The sequence below is a fragment of the Segatella copri genome (genome assembly GCF_019249765.2).
Classification (GTDB): Bacteria; Bacteroidota; Bacteroidia; order Bacteroidales; family Bacteroidaceae; genus Prevotella; species Prevotella copri_K.
Genome location: NZ_CP152484.1, coordinates 1,149,213 through 1,168,430, shown reverse-complemented (window position 1 = coordinate 1,168,430; position 19,218 = coordinate 1,149,213). Strand labels below are relative to the sequence as shown.

The window sequence follows — 19,218 nt, the reverse complement described above, 5'->3', positions numbered from 1 at the left end:
TCTTTCAAATCTCTCTTCTTTTATATACTAGTTTTTGCTCCACACGCCCTGAAAGGGCAGAAGCTCCTAGCCCGTACTTAAACCACTTGCTAAACTTGGGTTATGAATTCATAGAGAGCAGGAACTCGTCGTTGTTGCGAGTATGCTGCATATTCTTGTGGATGGTGCTCATCGCCTCGATAGCGTTCATATCTGACAGATACTTGCGCAGAATCCACATGCGGTCGAGCGTTGTCTTGTCCTGCAGCAGATCGTCGCGACGGGTAGACGAAGAAATGAGGTTGACAGCAGGGAAGATGCGCTTGTTGCTGAGTGAGCGGTCGAGCTGCAACTCCATGTTACCGGTTCCCTTGAACTCCTCGAAGATGACTTCATCCATCTTACTACCTGTATCGATGAGGGCAGTAGCGATGATGGTGAGCGAACCGCCGCCTTCGATGTTACGCGCAGCACCGAAGAAACGCTTAGGTTTCTGGAGGGCGTTTGCATCTACACCACCGGTGAGCACCTTACCAGATGCAGGAGCTGTGGTGTTGTAGGCACGGGCGAGACGGGTGATAGAATCGAGGAAGATGACAACATCGTGTCCGCATTCTACCATTCTCTTAGCCTTCTCGAGCACGATTCCGGCAATCTTGACATGGCGCTCTGCTGGCTCGTCGAAGGTAGAGGCGATAACCTCTGCATTCACGGTGCGGGCCATGTCGGTAACCTCCTCAGGACGCTCGTCGATGAGCAGCATCATGAGGTAAGCCTCAGGATGGTTGGCTGCGATGGCGTTGGCAATATCCTTCATGAGGATGGTCTTACCGGTCTTAGGCTGAGCCACGATGAGCGCACGCTGACCCTTACCGATTGGCGAGAAGAGGTCTACGATGCGGGTGCTGAGATTGGTGGTGCGGCGGTCGCCACAGAGATTGAACTTCTCATCAGGGAAGAGTGGGGTGAGGTGCTCGAAAGGAACACGGTCACGAACCTCTGACGGGTCACGGCCATTGATCTTGATGATGCTGGTGAGCGGGAAGTATTTCTCGCCCTCGTGAGGCGGACGAACCTTGCACTCGATGACATCGCCAGTCTTCAGACCGAACTTCTTGACGAAGCTGGATGCTACATAAACATCGTCCGGTGAAGAAAGGTAATTGTAATCGCTGCTGCGCAGGAATCCGTAGCCCTCTGAAATCACTTCGAGCACACCGTTGGATTTCACGAGATTGCTGAAATCGTAAGCTGGTGCTTCCTGCTTGTTCTTGGCTGCAGGGGCAGCAGCAGGTGTGTGCTGGTGAGAAGTCTGCGGAGTGGTAGGACGGTCGAAGATGTCGACAGTAGGAATGGCAGCCTGGTCTTCGATAGGAATGTCGACTACCGGGATGAAATCGGTTCCATCGCCCGGATCACCCTTCCAGGTTCCGTCTGCATCGAGTTCTACCTTCATACCTTCAGTATAGTGGATAGGAGCTGACTCCTGTTTCTTATCGGTTGCAGTTTTTTCAGTAGCTTCTTCCTTTGCCTCCTCAGCTGGAGCCGGAGTGGCTGCTGGAGCTGGAGCTGCTGCGTTCTGTGCATTCATCTTAGCCTGGAGCATCGCCTGCAAATCGCCGCTGATGTTAGCGCTCTCTGCGTTTCCGGCAGAGAACTGCTCTTCAGGAACGGCTGCCTGCTCAGGAGCTGCTGCCTGCTCAGGTGCAGTCTGCTGGTTATCGGCTGTTGCCTCTTCCGGCTGTTCTGCCTCAGGAGCAGCCTGCTGGTTAGCCGTCTCCTGTGCATCTTTCGCCATCTGCGCTTCTAGCTCGGCTTTTACCGCCTGATGCTTTCTGATGGCAGCTGCTCTGGCTTCTGCAATAGCTTCGAGTTCAGCCTTGCTTCTTCTGCCGCGGTGTTTCGGGAAGTTGGCAAGTACCTGAGCCTCGATGTCTTCGCCTGATTGGTTTAGAGTCTGCTTCTGGGCAGCTGATTGTAAACTCTGCTCTGCCGGGCTGAACTGGATTTCTTCCTCAACCGCTGGGGCTGGGGCAGTTTCGCTCATAGCCTGAGGAGCAGTCTCGCCGCCGTTAGGACCCAATACCTGGTTCTTCTGCACGTCGAAATTCTCTCCTTCATTACCGTGTACGGAATAAACACGGTCTTCTTTCTTGGTTGCAATGCGGGTGCGCTTACGCTTAGGGGCTGCTTCAGGAGCTGGCTGTTCTGCCTGGGCGTCGAGAATGGCGTAGACGATAGTTCCCTTGTTATCGCTCTTCTTTACCTTGGCTCCAAGTTCCTTGGCAATGTCCTTCAACTGAACGACACTCTTTGCTTGTAATTCTTCTTTGCTATACATATATTATATATTGTATATTAATGATTTTCTTTCTGAAATGTCGCGTTTCTGAATGGAAACACGGTATTGATTGATAAATTCGTGTGCAAAGATAATTAAAAAATTTGTTTCTGCCAAATATTTTGCCTATCTTTGCACAAAAAAAATAAAAATGGCTAGTCAAATACCCTATTTAGACGTTCAAAACCTCACCAAACGCTTTGGTGCACAGGTTCTTTTTGATAATATTTCCTTCTCTATCGCTGAAGGACAGAAAGTGGGACTCGTGGCGAGAAACGGCACGGGAAAGTCTACGCTCATGTCGGTGCTGATGGATAAAGAGGGACATGAGAGCGGAGACATCATCTACCGACGCGACTTGAAGGTGGGCTATCTGGAGCAGTCGCCGCAGTTTGATCCGGAGGAAAGTGTGCTGCAGGCGTGCTTCAATCATGAGGATGATCCGGAGAAGGTGCTGAAGGCGAAACAGATTCTCACCCAGCTGCACATTACCAACCTGGAACAGCCGATGGGACAGCTCAGCGGCGGACAGCAGAAGCGAGTGGCGCTGGCGAATGTGCTGATTACGGAACCCGACTTTCTGATGCTGGACGAGCCGACCAACCATCTGGACCTGGAGATGATAGAGTGGCTGGAAGGTTATCTGAACCGCGGCAACAAGACCATCTTCATGGTTACGCACGACCGATTCTTTCTGGACAAGGTGTGCAATACGATTCTGGAACTCGACGACCGCACCATCTACACCTATCGTGGCAATTATGCCTATTATCTGGAGAAGAGGCAGGAGAGAATGGACAATCTGAGAGCCGAAATTCAGCACTCGAAGAATCTCTACCGAAGGGAACTCGACTGGATGCGCCGTCAGCCTCAGGCTCGCGGACACAAGGCGAAATACCGCGAGGATGCTTTCTACGAGCTGGAGAAGGTGGCAAAGCAGCGTATAGAAGACCGACAGGTAAGGCTGAAGGCTTCTACTGTTTATATAGGTTCGAAGATTTTTGAATGCCAGTATGTGAGCAAGGCTTTCGACGACAGGGGACAGAAGAAGGTGATTCTCGACAACTTCTACTACAACTTTGCCCGCTTCGAGAAGATGGGCATTGTGGGTAATAACGGAACGGGAAAATCGACCTTCATCAAGATGCTGCTGGGCGAGGTTCAGCCCGACAGCGGCAAGTTTGACATCGGCGAGACGGTTCGCTTCGGCTATTTCTCGCAGGAGGGACTGAAATTCCGTGAAGACCAGAAGGTGATTGACGTGATTACGGAGATTGCCGATTACATAGATCTGGGCGGCAAGCACATGACGGCTTCGCAGTTTCTGCAGTTCTTCCTCTTTACGCCCGAGGAGCAGCACAACTACGTTTACAAGCTGAGCGGCGGCGAGAAGCGCAAGCTTTACCTCTGTACGGTGCTGATGAGGAATCCGAACTTCCTGGTGCTGGACGAGCCGACCAACGACCTCGACATCCAGACGCTGCAGGTACTGGAAGAATATCTTCAGGATTTTGCGGGTTGCGTAATCGTAGTGAGCCACGACCGCTATTTCATGGACAAGGTAGTAGACCATCTGCTGGTTTTCAAGGGCGAAGGCGAAATACAGGATTTCCCAGGCAACTATACGCAGTACAGGGAATGGAGCCGGATGCAGGCGAAGGACGAGGCAGAACAGGCGAAACCGGCAAAGAGCGGAAATGCAACAGCAGAAAGCGACGGAGCAGGCACGGCCAAGCGCGACGCCAATTTTGAGAACAAGCGCAAGATGAGCTACAAGGAGAAGCGCGAATATGAGCAGCTGACCCAGGAAATAGATGCGCTGACCGAGGAACAGAAGAAGCTGGAAGAGGAACTCTGCAGCGGAAATCTATCGGTTGAGGAACTGACGGAGAAAAGCAAGCGCCTGCCTGAAATCAAGGATGAACTTGATGAGAAGGAAATGAGATGGCTGGAACTGGCTGAAATGCTCTAGACTTAGAAGTACGGGCTGAAGGCACAAAAGTTCTAACGCCTCTCGCCCTGAAAGGGCGTGTGGAGCTCACTTGCGAAACTTGAAAATAATAAAAATAATAAAGAAAATAGAAAGAATGGAAATTAAGAAATCAGAATTTACAATATCGGCTCCACGAGTGAGCATGTGTCCGAAAGATACGAAGGCTGAATATGCTTTCATCGGCAGAAGTAATGTGGGAAAATCGAGCCTCATCAATATGCTCTGCAACCACAAGGGTTTGGCTAAGACTTCAGCCACACCGGGTAAGACGCTGCTTATCAACCACTTCATCATCAACAACGAATGGTATCTGGTTGACCTTCCTGGCTATGGTTTCGCCAAGCGTTCGAAGACCGTACAGAAGCAGCTGGAACAAATGATAAGCAGTTATATTCTGCAGCGCCAGCAGTTGGCTAATGTCTTTGTGCTCATCGACGTACGCCACGAGCAGCAGAAGATAGACCGCGAGTTTGTAGACTGGCTGGGCGAGAGCGGCGTTCCTTTCTGCATCGTCTTTACCAAGGCCGACAAGTTGGGTCCGGTCAAGGCTCGCATGAATGCGGAGAAATGGATGCATGCGCTGGAAGACCGCTGGGAAGCACTTCCACCTTATTTCATTACCAGTAGTGAAAAGAAGATGGGACGCGACGAGGTGCTCGACTATATTGACGAAATCAACAAATCGCTCGCCGGAGAATAATCTTTCGGGAGAGAATAAACCAATAGAGAATGAAACAGATAAACTGGGGATTTATCGGCTGCGGAGAAGTAACCGAAAAGAAAAGCGGACCGGCTTTCAACGAAGTGGAGGGTTCGCAGGTGGTGGCTGTGATGAGCCGAAGCGAGAACAAGGCACGCAGCTATGCCGAGCGCCATCATGTGCGCAAATGGTACACGGATGCATCGGAATTGATAGAAGATCCCGATGTGAATGCTGTTTACATCGCCACGCCACCTTCTTCTCACGCCACCTTCGCCATCATGGCGATGCATGCGGGCAAACCCTGCTATATAGAGAAACCGCTGGCAGCGAGCTACAACGACTGCATCCGCATCAACCGCATCAGCGAGCAGACGGGTGTTCCCTGCTTCGTAGCTTACTATCGCCGTTATCTTCCTTACTTCCAGAAGGTAAAGGAGATTATCGAGAGCGGAACCATCGGTAACGTGGTGAATGTTCAGGTGCGCTTCTCGGTTCCTCCGCGCGATCTCGACTTTCAGAGCGGCAAGGAAATGCCTTGGCGACTGCAGCCGGATATTGCGGGCGGCGGCTATTTCTACGACCTGGCTCCTCATCAGATAGATTTGCTCCAGAATCTGTTTGGTGTGATTACCCGTGCGCACGGCTATCCTGCCAACAGAGCGCATCTTTATCAGGCTGAAGATACGCTCTCGGCGTGCTTCTTCTTTGAGAGCGGAATTCCGGGCAGCGGAAGCTGGTGCTTCGTGGGACATGAGAGTGCGAAGGAAGACTGCATCGAGGTGATTGGCGAGAAAGGTTCGCTCTCATTCTCGGTGTTCACTTACCAGCCGATAGAAGTGATTACGAGCGAAGGAAAGAACTTGATTACGGTTCCGAATCCGCCTTATGTGCAGCTGCCGCTCATCAAGAGTGTGATTCAGCATCTGCAGGGAATAGGAAAATGCGACTGCACCAGCGTTTCGGCTACGGCTGTCAACTGGGTGCTGGACCGAGTATTGTGGAAGAACTGATTTTTTACAAAATCATCATCAGGATTAGAGCGTAAGTTATGAAGAGATGTTTCTGTATAGTAGGATTTATCTGTTCCCTTGTCTGCACTTCGGCAAGGGCAGGGGAGCCCGTGGATTCTACCATGCTGGGAACGCTCTTCAACAAGACGATGTTCATGTCCAATTCCCAGGACAGCCTCGTGAAAGAGCGCCATCGCAAAACCTTCTTCCATCAGGTGGGAGATGTGTTCACCCGGTTCTTCAGAGAATTCAACAGTACGGATTCGGCTTATATAGAAGACCAGCATTACAATTATACGGTGATGCTGCAGAACACCAATACCTACGAGGAATATACGCTCAGAAACAGCGAAGGACAGAGCATTTCCTTCTCGCCTGATCCTTCTTACCGCCTGGGGCCTTATCTGGGCTGGAGATGGGTGTTTCTGGGTTATACGTTCGACCTGAAACACATTAATTTCAGGAATAACCACACTAATAAAAAGGAGTTTGACCTGAGCCTCTACAGCAGTCTGCTGGGAATAGACCTGTTCTGGCGACAGACGGGAAATGACTATCATGTTCTGCGGATGAATCTGGGTGAGCACATCGATTGTGACCCTATCCGCAAGGCTCCTTTCGACGGTTTCAAATCGAGCATCAAGGGATTCAATCTTTATTACATCTTCAACCATCGCCGCTTCTCTTATCCTGCCGCCTATTCGCAGAGTACGGTGCAGCGGAGAAGTGCCGGTTCCATGCTTCTGGGAATCGGTTACACGGAGCATGAACTGGAGGTGAACTGGGATAAACTGACCAATCTTGTAGATGAAAAGCTGAATAAAAATCTGACAAACGGGGGAACTCCGGAAGCTAAGATAGACAGTTCGCTGATGTTCAGTAAGGTGAAATACAGCGATGTGAACGTAACCTGCGGCTATGCTTACAACTGGGTTTTCGCCAAGAACTGGCTCTTCAACGCTTCGCTCTCGGTAGGTGTGGCTTACAACAGCTCGAAATCGGATAATGAAAGGGAACATCTGGACATTACCAACTTCAGTTTCAAGAATGTGAACCTGGATGGAATAGGCCGCTTCGGTATTGTGTGGAACAACACGCATTGGTACGCGGGCGCCAGCACCATCATCCATTCCTACAACTATAAGAAAAAACAGTTTTCTACCAACAATTCGTTTGGCTCACTCAATATTTATGTGGGTGTGAACTTCGGCAGGAAACGTCATCATTAACATATTAAAAGAGAAGAGATGAAAATATTTACGAAAATGGCAGCTGTCGTGCTGGCTTGCGTGCTGGCTGTTCCGGGAGAAGCCAGGGTGAATGTGGTTTATCAGCGGCAGGACAGTCTGCGGATTGTAGGACTGCTGCAGCAGGCAAGGGCGATGAAGAAGAAACCTGCCAGTTGGATGCTCTGGTTTGGCAAGCAGATGGCGGGCGTTCCTTATGTGGGCGGCACGCTGGACCGGACGAAGGAAGAGGTGCTCATCGTGAACACCCGTGAGCTGGACTGCACCACATACGTAGAGATGGTTACGGCGCTCACCCTGTGCGCCAAGAAGAACGAGACTTCTTTCTCGGCTTTCTGTGAACATCTCCGAAATGTGCGTTATGTGGGCGGAGAGATTTCCTATGTGAAGCGTCAGCATTATTTCACGATTTGGATGGATGCAAACGAGCGCGAGGGAATCGTGAAGAATATTGCGCCCAATCCTCCTTTCTCGGCCGTTCAGACCGTGAACATCAACTGGATGAGTACGCATGTTTCGAGTTATAAGATGCTTAAGGCTCATCCGGAATGGAAATCGGGAATCAGAAAACTGGAACAGAGTGTGAACGGCAAGCGTTACCGTTATGTTCCGAAGGGTAAGATTGCCAACACGGCAGTTTTCCGCAACGCTATTCACGATGGTGACATTATCGCCATCATTACCAACAAGAAGGGGCTCGACACGACCCACATCGGTATTGCTTCCTGGCACAAAGACGGATTGCATCTGCTCAATGCCAGCAGCATTCACAAGAAGGTGATTGATGAACCGATGACGCTTTATACTTACATGCACAAACATCCGGTGCAGATAGGAATCAGGGTTTGCAGAGTTCAGTAAAAAATATTAGAAAAGAAAAGATAAATGGAAGAGAAAAAGAATTTTGAAGCGATCTTCAAGGAAGATCTTTATCAATATCTGCTGAGTATTGATAAGGTAGATGCTCATTTGCCGGAAGCTCCGGATTTGGAAGAGCTGTGGCAGAAAGTAGGCGAGAGTTATCTGCCTGATGCGATTCGCGAGTTTGCCAAATATCCTACGGTTTCATTGGGTTGGATCATGTATGTAGGAATGGCGCTTGCCAAGTATTGGGATGAGGATTGGGAACTCTACAGCAAGGTAGAGAATCATTATGAATATCTTCGTGACAGAATAGATTTCGACCACATGGATGATTACATCTGCGAAAAGGTTCTGCTGCTGAATGAGGAAGCGCATAAGGCTGTTACGAATGTAGTGGCAGAATGTGCTTCGCGCTCTTACAGCAAGCTGATTCATCTGAATCTGCAGCCTGGAAGCGAGGAAGCCTTCCGTGGTTTCGTTGCCGCCCTTCACCAGATGTTCCTCATGGGAATAGCCGTAGAGCTAAAAATGCTGGGTTACCACATGACTAAAATGTAAAAGAAAGTCCGTAGGCGTTCTGTTAAAATGCCTACGGACTTTCTTACTTATTACTAAAATAATTACTTCATTTTCTTGAGATATTCTCCAGCGCGGGAATCGCCGAGTTCCTGGGCTTTCTTCAGGTTCTTGATGGCCTCTTCCTTATTTCCTTTCTCCTTCTGGAGCAGACCTAAGAGAAGGTAGCCGTCAGCATATTCAGGAGCCAACTCTATGCAATGGGTGGCTGCGCTGATTCCTTCATCATAACGCTTTACACGCAAGTCGAGACTTGCCCATTCTGCAAAATATGTAGGCTCTTTAGGAGCCAGGTAACAGGTGCGGGCAATATCAAGCAGGGCTGGCTGCCACATGCGTAACTTGGTTTCGCATTGGTAACGGGTGTAGAAGAAGGCTGGCGAAACAGGACGGGCAATGGAATCGTACATATTATAATCCTGAATAGCGCGGCGGAATTCACCCTGCTCCTTCAGAAATTCTCCACGTGCCAGATAATAATTCGCAACCATTCCGGTCTTGTTTCCAACGCTTACCGCACTATCGAGCAAAACCTCAATCTCCTTGGCTGGAGCCTTGAGATTCTTCTTAGCCTGGGCAGCCTCAAAATAGAGTTCGCCGCTGAGAAGTGAAGTATTGGTCAAATCCATGAAAGTATCGTAAGCTTTCTGATACTCACCCTTTACAAAATTAATCTGCGCTTCCTGATGGCGGTAAATAGGCTGAGCTTTGATTTCGTATGCCTTCTGAGCCTCAGCTATGGCCTTATCAAGCGTCCAGTCCTTATAAACAGAATCGCCCTTGTAAATAATCTTCTGATAAATCAGGTCGGCATAGTTGGAATGAGCCTCATCCTTGGCAGCCGATTTCTTAATGCCTTCTTCCATCAGTTTGGCAGCTGCATCATATTCTGCCTTATCCGTCAGATAAGCGGCTTTCTCCTTGTAACCGAAGGCTGAAGTAGGGAATTTGCTGATAAACTCATCGCTATATTTCGCATACACATCAGCTGTAGTCTGGCCTTTCTTCAGAGTCATCATCGTCATCGCTTCGTTCTCTGTATCAGGAAGAGCTGTACGGATGGTGGTTTCGCGAAGTGCTGCATCAAGACTCGAAAGACCGGTTACCTTCAGCTGCTTGGCGTAGTTGGCGTCGATGGCCGTTACCTGACCATTGCTGTGCATCAGACCGATGACCTGGCCGTTCTTGTTGGCAAACGGACAACCTACTGCATTTTCGGGAGCACTATTCGAGAAGATGTAATAGTTGTACGTAGTCTTGAACTTCTCCACGCTGCTGATGTCCTCCTGCTGGTAAGCCGGCTTCTTGATAGAATAAGGAACCAGCCAGACCTTGTCGCCAGCAGCCGATTCCTTGGTTGCGATAGGGGCAGCAACTGTAGAGGCGTTGATGCGGAATTTAGCCACATCGTAGAGCTCGTCGGCTCCCATGATGGCCTCAACAGGAATCGATTTGCCGGAAGCGTCAACAACGCTAGCCTTTACAGCTCCGACAAATGGCTTGAAGGTGCTGATAGCCGTTCCCTTGTTGTCAATAAAAACACCTTGGGTAGAGGCGATAATGTCGCCTTTCTGATTGAAAGTAGTCAAGGTGAAAACGCTCTTAGCCAGTTTCTGGACCGAACCCGGCTGGGCATAGAGGGACGATGCTCCGAGCATCAGTCCCATCATGATCATATTTATTTTTTTCATAATCTTATTTGTGTTGCTTGTGTTTATTGAGCAACTCCTTAGCATTTGCCAGGGCAGCAGGTGTAATGTCGCTTCCGCTGAGCATCTGGGCGATTTCTTCTATACGCTGCTGCTCGTTGAGTTCCTTCATGTGAGAAAGAGTTCCCTCTTCGGTTTCTTCTTTCAGAACCTTGTAATGATGGGTTCCCATGGAAGCAATCTGCGGCAGGTGGGTGATGGAAATAACCTGGCGGTTCAGGTTGCCCATCTCTGTCATGATTTCCGCCATCTTTTCAGCAATCTTACCACTTACTCCCGTGTCGATTTCATCAAAGATGATGGTTGGCAGTTTTACGGCGCCGCTGATCATGGCCTTCAGAGAAAGCATGACGCGGGCGATTTCTCCACCGGAAGCAACCTGGCTGACCGGCTGGAGAAGCGTGCTCTTGTTAGCGCTGAACAGGAAATTTACCTTGTCAACACCATCAGAACTGAGCGGCTTGGCGGAGAATGAAATTTCGAAGCGGACGTTTGGAATTCCCAGAGGAATGAGACGTTTCTTCATTTCTTCTTCTATCTTTCTGGCCGATTTCGTTCGGATGGCAGTCAGATCACCAGCCAGCTTTTCAGCCTTGGCAAACAGAAGGGCAACTTGCTTTTCCTGTTCTTCTATGTCTTCATCTCCATTATCGATGTGCTGCAACTGTTCGTTGATTCGCTCGCGAGTGGCGATGAGTTCCTCTACATTTTCCACATGGAATTTCTGCTGGAGCGAGTAGAGCTGGTCAAGCCGGGAATTGATGGTTTCAAGCCGGTTCGGGTCGAACTCTATATTATCAACGCTTCCACTTATTTCCTGTGCAATATCCTTGAGTTCTATATAGCTGCTCTGCATTCGTTCAGCTACCTCCTTCACATCCGGATAAACCTCCTTGATGTTGTCAATCTGCTGGGCTGCATTCTTCAGTTTGTCGAGAATGCTGCCGTCTTCGCCCGAGAGTGCATTATCTGCCTCATAGAGAGCAGTCTTGATGTCTTCAGAATGGCTCAGGGTTTCTGCTTCCTGTTCCAGTTGCTCAAGTTCGCCTTCCTGCAGGTTTGCATCATCCAGTTCTTTAAACTGGAAGCGCATGAATTCCTCGTTCTCCCTGTTCTTTGCGATTTCTGCTTTCAGGTCTTCCAGCTGCTGCTTAGCCTTTTTATAGTTCTTGTATTCGGCAAGATAAGCCTTCTTCTGCTTTTCATCGTGGGCAATAATGTCGACCACGCTGAGCTGGAAGTCTTCCTTCTGCAGCAGGAGATTCTGGTGCTGTGAATGAATATCGACGAGCTGTTCGCCCAGTTCTCTCATCTTGCTCAGGGGGACGGGCGTGTCGTTGATGAAGGCACGGCTCTTTCCGGCAGCTGTCAGTTCGCGGCGGATGATGGTGTCTTCTGCATCATAATCAATATCGTTAGCATCGAAGAAATCCTGCATTCCGTATTTTGACAGGTCGAAGTGGGCTTCTATCACGCATCGGTCTCTTCCTGCCTTGATGGCCTTGCTGTCAGCACGGTTGCCCAGGAGCAGTCCGATGGCTCCGAGAATGATGCTCTTTCCTGCACCCGTCTCGCCCGTGATGACTGAGAATCCTGGATAAAGAGGAATGTCCAACTCGTCAATCAACGTGAAATTCTTGATGTATAATTGCTTGAGCATAATTTCTTATCTTATTTTTTTAAAGGAACTTAACTTATCTAGGAAGAATCTTTGCTTTATCATCCGGGAAGTTGCTTCGAATCATTATGCATGTAGCCTTATTCCTTGATTTTGTCCCAATATGAGTTTTGAGAAGGATTGATGGAGAAGAGCAGCTCATAAATGCTTTCTTTCTCTTTCTGAGTGCCATGTTTCTGATAGATGTTAGCAAGCTCGTCCTTCTTATAGTCGGTCCAAATTTGTGGCAGCAGACTGAGCGGTCTGTCCGTACGTGCCTTCTTCAGATCCTGGAGCAGGGTGTTGGTGATTTCAGTTCTGCCTCGTTCCACATTATTCGCCATTTCATCGAGCCCTTTTCTGTAATAGTTGTATTGCAGCATTCTGAAAGGTTCCATGGCTCCGTCGAGATAATCGGAAATGATGGCGAACCGGTTTCTGTTGTCACTAAACGCTTTCCAGCCCGGAAAATCAAGATTCTGGGCGTTGTTGGTGAGGTTCATGCAACGTTGCAGAATGTCTTCACCACCTTTAGGCGCAAAACTGTCAAGATCTAAACCGATGATGAGGTATGCATAGTAGGCGAGCAGAGCCGTTAGCTGGTTGTCAATCCGCTCTTCGGTAAACTCCAGCTGGTCGAACTCGGCAAACTTGAACGTGAAGTTTTCATCCACATTATTATATAAGGTGGACGTATAGGCTGAATTGTAGACGGGACGGTTGGCCTGGATGAGCGCCTTGCAGGTAAAGATATTCTGGTCTTTATCATACTTGCTTACCGTGATATTGAAGTTGCACACGATGCGCTCGTTCTTCCTGAATTGAAGATTCGTCCATTGCCTGTCGTTCACAAACTGCTCAAGAGTTTGCTGCAGATTATCGAATACCCGGTTTTCCGTGCCCTGAATCTGTGCATGGTTGATGGTAATCTTAGCCTGCAACTCCTGAGCAGCTGATGTGATGGGACTACAAGAGATGAGCCAGCTCGTTGATAATGTCGCGAGCCACTTCAGTTTTCGGTTTCTTCTCATATTCTTTCTTACCCTCTTCAGAAATAATCGTTATCTGGTTGTCATCCGTACGGAATGTGGTTCCCGGATTGCGAGTAGAGTTAAGCACGATGAAATCGGCATTTTTCTTTTTGCGTTTTTTCTGTGCATTAGCCTCTTCGTCGTTGGTTTCCAGGGCGAAAGCCACAATTCGCTGATGTTTTTGTTTCATCTTGCCAAGGGCTGCAGCAATATCGTGAGTAGGGACGAGGCGGAGTTCCAAATCATCTTTCTCGCGCTTGATTTTCCTGTCAGCAATCTCGCTTGGCTTGAAATCAGCAACAGCAGCACAGAGAATGGCAGCATCGGTAGAGGCAAAAGCTTTAGTGGCTGCCTGATACATTTCCTCGCAACTTTCTACATCGATGCGATGAATGGCTTCGGAACAGCTGAGCGAAACCGGACCTGCAACCAGCGTAACCTCAGCACCACGACGGCAGCACTCTTCAGCAAGGGCAAAGCCCATTTTGCCGGAAGAATAATTGCCGATGAAACGTACCGGGTCAATCTTTTCGTAAGTTGGTCCGGCTGTAATCATGATTTTCTTGCCTTTCAAATCGAGCTTATCGCTTTCTTTTTCCTTGCAGTTTTCTGATGCAGCTTCAGAGGTCTCTGCATTCTGCTGAGCCTGTTCATCGAAGAATCTGTCAAGGCATTCTACGATAATATCAGGTTCTTCCATGCGTCCCTTTCCTTCCAGTCCGCTTGCCAGGAATCCCACTTCGGGTTCTATGATGTGATTTCCATAGCCCAGAAGTGTTTTCATGTTGGCTTGGGTAGAAGGATGCTTATACATGTCGAGGTCCATGGCTGGAGCGATGAAAACAGGCGCTTTCATCGACAGATAGGTTGTGATGAGCATGTTGTCAGCAATTCCGTGAGCCATCTTACCCATGGTAGAGGCTGTGCAAGGAGCGATGAGCATGGCGTCGGCCCACAGACCTAAGTCTACGTGCGAATTCCAGGTTCCATCGCGCTGTGAGAAGAATTCGCTTACCACAGGCTTATGCGTAAGAGCCGAAAGGGTGATGGGAGTGATGAACTCCTTTCCTGCAGGCGTAATGACCACCTGCACTTCGGCTCCGCGCTTGATGAGACCTCGTATGATGAGGCAAGACTTGTAGGCTGCAATAGAGCCCGTAATGCCCAATACGATTTTCTTTCCTTTTAACATGAATTTTTCTAACTGTTAAGAAATAAATCCGACTTTCGCAAGGTTTGTTCTTCAACTGCTTGCGAAAGCCCGGTAACAATTATTTACCCATTCTCTTGTTGAATTCACGAAGGCGGATGCGGGTAAGTACCTGCTTGGTATTGTTGGTGAAATCGCTTCCCAAGACCCATGTAAAATAACCCGGGTCTTTGGTCAGAATCTCAGCCACATCCCATCCTTTGTATTTGCCGAAGTTGAATACTTCGTGCTTCAAAGGATTTCCGTTCTCATCGTTTACAACGTTGCCCTGGGCGTCTTTTACTTCTTCCCAAACGATGCGTCCGGCGAAATCTACATTATCCTTCTGCTTAGAGAAATCGGCTAGTTCATCCATGTTGTTGTTGAGCACGCGCTCAGGTTCATCCTGCACGCCTGGAGCATACTTGTCGAGCTCGCCCATGAGCACGCGGTAAGTAGCCTCTGTATCCTGATCTGCACGATGAGCTTCGAAATCTTCCTCCATCTTTCTGCCGCAATAGAACTTGTAGGCTGCAGCCAGGTTACGGCGTTCCATCTTCATGAAGATGGTCTGCGCATCGATGAGACGGCACTTGTTGAAATCGAAGTCGATTCCAGCACGCAGGAATTCTTCTGCGAGCATCGGTACATCGAAGTGGTTGGAATTGTAGCCTGCGAAATCGCAACCTGTAAATTCCTTCTCTAATGTGGCAGCCAGCTGCTTGAAGGTTGGCGCATCTTTTACATCTTCGTTGCTGATGCCTGTAAGGGCAACTACTTCGGCAGGAATCTCCTTGCAAGGATTTACGTAGAGGTTCTTGCGGTCTTCAGTTCCATCAGGCATTACCTTGATGTAAGAAATCTGTATAATACGATCCTTGATCATGTCAAGACCCGTTGTCTCCAGGTCGAACACGATCAGAGGCTTTGTCAAATTGAGTTTCATTTTTGTAGAAATACTTTTCTTTTTGTTGTTTCAGAGAAAGCCCGTGCTCCTTTAGTCGTTAAGGAGCATAGGCATGATGAGCATCAGAATATCTTCGTTCTCAGGCTGTTCTGCTGGTACGATGATTCCGGCACGGCTTGGGTCTGCCAGCTGGATGATGATGTTGTCGCTGGTGAGATTGCTCAGGATTTCCATCAGACTGTTTCCCTTGAAGCCGATGCTGATAGGAGAGCCGTTGTATTCGCAAGACAACTGTTCCTTTGCAGATGTTGAGAAGTCAATATCCTCAGAAGAAACCTCGAAACGGCCTGACTCGATGTGGAAACGGATGAGCTGGCTGCTCTCGCTTGCAAATGGCAATACGCGGCGCAAAGCACTCTGCAAGCCTCTGCGGTCTACTGTAACCTCGTTAGGGTTGTTTGGAATGACAGAGTTGTAGTTAGGGTAGCGGCCATCAATCAGTCTGCATCTCATAACGCCGTCAGTAAACTGGATTTCTGCGCTTCGGTCATCAAACTTGATGATAGCGTCGTCGCCGTCCTTGCTCAGAATGTTCTTCAGCAGAGAAGCTGGCTTCTTAGGCAAGTTGAATGCTGAAGGAGATTCGCTCTTGATAGTGAAGTTCTTGCTGCGAACCAGCTTGTGACCATCGCTTGCTACGATAGCGAGTGCATCTGCAGTCAGGTCGAAGTAAATACCGTTCATGACAGGGCGCAACTCATCGTTGGCTGTAGCAAAGAGCGAGCGTGAAATGTTGTTGATCAGCATTTCTGTAGGCAAAGAAACGGTGGTGCAAGCATCGTTCATGCTCTGTGTGCGAGGATATTCCTCTGCGCTCTGACCTGTGAAGTTGTAAAGACCGTTCTGGTAAACAATCTTGATGGCAACGGCTTCTCCGGCAGCATCCACATCGAAGTGAAGAGGCTGCTCAGGCAGTTCCTTCAACGCATCGAGGATAACGCGGTTAGGCACACAAAACTCACCTTCTCCATCGTGGTCGGTAAGAGCGAGTGTACTCTTGATGACATTATCACTATCGCTAGCCGTGATGCTCATTTCACCGTTAGCAACTTGGAAAAGGAAACAATCGAGGATTGGCAACGAATTCTTGCTTCCAATCACTTTTGCGAGCATGTTGAGCTTGCTGCTCAATGCAGAACTTGATACTGTAAATCTCATGAGTATTTTATTTAAATTTTATTTTGTTTTCTGTTTCACCTTAATTTAATTAGGCAATATCACCTAATTGAGCACAAAAATACAAAAAATATCGCTGATAAGCAAAAATAATTGGAGAAAAGTTCTAGTTTTTGAACTATTTTTAGTAATTTCGCAGTCAGAAAGAAAAAAACACCCTTTAAACAAAGGAAAAACTTTAAATATTATCATATGGAATTACAAGGAAAGGTTATTGCCGTTTTGCCTGAAAGAAGCGGCGTCTCTGCAAGAGGAGAGTGGAAAGCTCAGTCGTTCGTAATTGAAACCCACGAGCAGTATCCAAAGAAATTGTGCTTTGATGTTTTCGGAGCAGACCGTCTGGCTCAGTTCAACATTCAGAGTGGTGAGGAACTCCTGGTTTCTTTCGATATTGATGCTCACGAGTATCAGGGCCGTTGGTTCAACAGCGTCCGTGCCTGGAACATCCAGCGTGTTGACCCTAACGCCGTTGCTGGTGCTATGGGCGGAATGCAGCCAGGTGCGTTTCCTCCAGTAGGTGCTCCTGTAGCTCCTGCTCAGCCAGCAGCTCCTGCTAATGGCGCAACTGCAGCATTCCCTCCTGTTCAGCCTGCAGCTCCTGCAGCAGAGGGTGGTAGCGCAGATGATCTTCCTTTCTAAAAACAGAAAAGTAAGATAAAAATAAGAGCACTTCGCCTGAGACTTTCTTCTGTCTCGGATGAAGTGCTCTTTTTTTATTCATAATCTTATATTTCTCTTTATCAACTGTTTTCTATTCTCTGCGTCTCTTCTCAAAGAATTGTTTCGAAGCGGCGAAGAAGAGGAGAACGGAAGCTGCATTTTCTATAGCAACCATCCAGAATGTTCCGTTGTAACCGAAATGTTCTGCCACGACTCCGCCTAGCAGACAGCCGATTCCGAAGCCCAAATCCCAACCTGTAAGAATGCTGCTGTTTGCCGTTCCACGCTGGTCGTGACGAGCCACATTAATAAACATATTGAGAAAGGCTGGGTAAAGATGACCGTTGCCCAGGCCGATGAGACAAGCCGAAAGATAATAGGCTACCGGGTGCTTGACGGCAACAAAGATTATGAAACCAACAAGCGAAAGCAGCATTCCTTCGGCCGCATTCTGGGTAAGTTTGCCCTGGCTCAAGGCTTTTCTTCCCTGCAATCTTGACAGGAACAGACCCATGGAAAGAAGGGCGAAAAAAGTGCCCGTTCCGCCCGTAATTCCGAGTTCTTCCTTGCTGTAGATTGCGAGATAATTGCTCAGAACGCCCCAGCAGAAACCGAACATGGCGATGTTGATGGCAAGGAGCCAGGCACGCGTCAGGAAGAAGCGGTCGAGAGAAAGCTTCTCCTTGTTCTTAACGATTTCCTTTTCGGGGAGGCGGATGGTTCCTGCAATCACAACTGAGGCAATCGCCACGATGAAAGCTATCCAGAAGAGAATCATATAACTGTCTACCGCATTATGGAGATAGATTCCGATGGATGGAGCAATTGCCATGGCAAAATTGTTGCTCAGTCCGTAGAGTCCGATTCCTTCATTTCTCCTACTTGCCGGAAGAACGTCGATGGCGCAGGTGCTATTGGCAACCGTTACGGCTCCGAACGGACCTCCGTGCAGGGTTCTGCAGATGGCAAACATCAGGATGGTGCTGGCTGCAATATAGCCGGCAAAGAAGATGGCGAAGGCCGTGAGACAGACCATCAGAACCTTCTTGCGCGAAAAGCTGTCAACCACATATCCGCTGAACGGACGAATGATGAGGGCGGCAACCGTATAGCCGCTCAGCACAATTCCAATCACATCTTTCGTGGCTCCAAAATTTTCGCTCAGATAGAGAGGGAGCAAAGGTGTGAGCAGATAGAAGGCGAAATACAACAGAAAGTTGGTAGTCATCACCTTGATGTAGTTTGCATTCCAAAGTTTCTCTTTCATCATTTTTTAGAGTTTATCCTCACTTTTAGAGTTTGTCCTCATTATTAGAGTTTGTCCGCCAGCCAGGCGTCGATGAGTTTTCGGGCGATGGAAAGTTTCTCTGGGAGAATAGGGAGATTCTCTTTCGTGAACCATTTACCACGAGAGAGTTCTTCTTTCTGAAGATGAATTTCTCCATCTACATATTCTGCCGAGAAGCCAATCATCAGACCGCTCGGATAAGGCCAAGGCTGGGAACCGAAATATTTCAAGTTCTTGATAGTCAGACCGGTTTCTTCCATTACTTCACGATGAACCGCCTCTTCCAGATTCTCGCCAGTCTCTACGAAACCAGCCACGAGACTGTCGAAATTTCCCTTGAAATTGCGAGCGTGTACCAGCAAGACCTGATCATCTTTCTTAATCAGAACGATGATGGCTGTGGCAAGCGAAGGCCAGACCTGTTTGCCGCATTCTGTACATTTCTTACTGATGTCGGTTGCCATTTTCATCGGAGCTCCGCAAACGCTGCAGAATTGGGTATTCATGTCCCAATAGTTGAGTTCCTGACACTTTCCTGCTTTCTGGTAAAGGGCAGGAGAGAGTTTGTAGAAACTAGGGCGCAAGCCGCACATTTCGTACTTCGGATTGCCGGTAACGGGCTCAGGAATGGTGAAGGTCTTCACCTCTGTTCCGTCTTCCATCGGGGTAATATTGAGAATGTGAGTCCAAGGCTTTGTTGGGATTGGACTCTCTTCTGAACAAGGAATCGTATAGGTTCCGTCTTCTTTCTTTTCGAGCAAGAGATCAGTCTTGCAAAATATAAACCAATACTTCATTCTTTATTTTGAACTTATTTGCTTTTTTACT

16 protein-coding genes are annotated in these 19,218 nt (G+C 48.5%); 7 read left to right on the top strand and 9 right to left on the bottom strand.

Going from position 1 to position 19,218, the window contains the following annotated elements:
- Window positions 1-100: 100 nt before the first annotated feature.
- Window positions 101-2,320 (bottom strand): transcription termination factor Rho, encoded by a 2,220-nt coding sequence (rho, locus tag KUA46_RS05145; protein ID WP_218486562.1) that lies wholly within the window; start codon window positions 2,318-2,320, stop codon window positions 101-103.
- A 151-nt stretch (window positions 2,321-2,471) separates the two neighbouring features.
- Here rho and KUA46_RS05140 point away from each other — a divergent pair, with 151 nt between their 5' ends.
- The 6 genes from KUA46_RS05140 (at window position 2,472) to KUA46_RS05115 (ending at window position 8,695) form a co-directional block, all read left to right on the top strand.
- Complete coding sequence (locus KUA46_RS05140) at window positions 2,472-4,292, top strand: ABC-F family ATP-binding cassette domain-containing protein (RefSeq protein WP_119229018.1); 1,821 nt, start codon at window positions 2,472-2,474, stop codon at window positions 4,290-4,292.
- Window positions 4,293-4,407: 115 nt separating this feature from the next.
- Window positions 4,408-5,013: a ribosome biogenesis GTP-binding protein YihA/YsxC gene (gene yihA, locus KUA46_RS05135; protein WP_217326326.1), complete on the top strand. Its 606-nt coding sequence runs from the start codon at window positions 4,408-4,410 to the stop codon at window positions 5,011-5,013.
- 29 nt (window positions 5,014-5,042) lie between these two features.
- On the top strand, window positions 5,043-6,026 hold the full coding sequence (locus KUA46_RS05130) for a Gfo/Idh/MocA family protein (RefSeq protein WP_144153223.1): 984 nt from the start codon (window positions 5,043-5,045) through the stop codon (window positions 6,024-6,026).
- Between the two features lie 155 nt (window positions 6,027-6,181).
- Window positions 6,182-7,255 carry a DUF4421 domain-containing protein gene (locus KUA46_RS05125; protein ID WP_118190637.1) on the top strand — a complete coding sequence of 358 codons (1,074 nt, stop codon included), beginning with the start codon at window positions 6,182-6,184 and terminating at the stop codon, window positions 7,253-7,255.
- A gap of 18 nt (window positions 7,256-7,273) precedes the next feature.
- A complete protein-coding gene (locus KUA46_RS05120) occupies window positions 7,274-8,134 on the top strand; it encodes an N-acetylmuramoyl-L-alanine amidase-like domain-containing protein (protein WP_119229017.1) in 861 nt (286 codons plus the stop codon).
- Window positions 8,135-8,158: 24 nt separating this feature from the next.
- Window positions 8,159-8,695 carry a hypothetical protein gene (locus KUA46_RS05115; protein ID WP_022120659.1) on the top strand — a complete coding sequence of 179 codons (537 nt, stop codon included), beginning with the start codon at window positions 8,159-8,161 and terminating at the stop codon, window positions 8,693-8,695.
- A 62-nt stretch (window positions 8,696-8,757) separates the two neighbouring features.
- Here KUA46_RS05115 and KUA46_RS05110 read toward each other — a convergent pair whose 3' ends face one another.
- From KUA46_RS05110 to dnaN, 6 genes are all read right to left on the bottom strand, one after another.
- Window positions 8,758-10,404, bottom strand: a complete 1,647-nt coding sequence (locus KUA46_RS05110; protein ID WP_217326324.1) for a tetratricopeptide repeat protein — start codon at window positions 10,402-10,404, stop codon at window positions 8,758-8,760.
- A 4-nt stretch (window positions 10,405-10,408) separates the two neighbouring features.
- Window positions 10,409-12,082, bottom strand: coding sequence for a DNA repair protein RecN (recN, locus tag KUA46_RS05105; RefSeq protein WP_218486561.1), 1,674 nt, complete (start codon window positions 12,080-12,082; stop codon window positions 10,409-10,411).
- Between the two features lie 98 nt (window positions 12,083-12,180).
- Window positions 12,181-13,110 (bottom strand): DUF4835 family protein, encoded by a 930-nt coding sequence (locus tag KUA46_RS05100; protein ID WP_082231212.1) that lies wholly within the window; start codon window positions 13,108-13,110, stop codon window positions 12,181-12,183.
- On the bottom strand, window positions 13,046-14,302 hold the full coding sequence (locus KUA46_RS05095) for a bifunctional phosphopantothenoylcysteine decarboxylase/phosphopantothenate synthase (RefSeq protein WP_218434351.1): 1,257 nt from the start codon (window positions 14,300-14,302) through the stop codon (window positions 13,046-13,048). The genes KUA46_RS05100 and KUA46_RS05095 overlap by 65 nt, the downstream gene beginning before the upstream one ends.
- 79 nt (window positions 14,303-14,381) lie before the next feature.
- A complete protein-coding gene (locus tag KUA46_RS05090) occupies window positions 14,382-15,245 on the bottom strand; it encodes a 3'-5' exonuclease (RefSeq protein WP_022120655.1) in 864 nt (287 codons plus the stop codon).
- Between the two features lie 51 nt (window positions 15,246-15,296).
- Window positions 15,297-16,424: a DNA polymerase III subunit beta gene (gene dnaN / locus KUA46_RS05085; RefSeq protein WP_218486560.1), complete on the bottom strand. Its 1,128-nt coding sequence runs from the start codon at window positions 16,422-16,424 to the stop codon at window positions 15,297-15,299.
- Window positions 16,425-16,634: 210 nt separating this feature from the next.
- Between dnaN and KUA46_RS05080 the strand changes: the two genes are divergently transcribed.
- Window positions 16,635-17,081 (top strand): DUF3127 domain-containing protein, encoded by a 447-nt coding sequence (locus tag KUA46_RS05080; protein WP_022120653.1) that lies wholly within the window; start codon window positions 16,635-16,637, stop codon window positions 17,079-17,081.
- Window positions 17,082-17,193: 112 nt separating this feature from the next.
- On the opposite strand, the gene KUA46_RS05075 is transcribed toward KUA46_RS05080, so the two are convergent.
- Both KUA46_RS05075 and nudC read right to left on the bottom strand, forming a co-directional pair.
- Window positions 17,194-18,372 (bottom strand): MFS transporter, encoded by a 1,179-nt coding sequence (locus tag KUA46_RS05075; protein WP_218486559.1) that lies wholly within the window; start codon window positions 18,370-18,372, stop codon window positions 17,194-17,196.
- A 41-nt stretch (window positions 18,373-18,413) separates the two neighbouring features.
- Window positions 18,414-19,187, bottom strand: coding sequence for an NAD(+) diphosphatase (gene nudC / locus KUA46_RS05070; protein WP_218486558.1), 774 nt, complete (start codon window positions 19,185-19,187; stop codon window positions 18,414-18,416).
- Window positions 19,188-19,218: the final 31 nt, after the last annotated feature.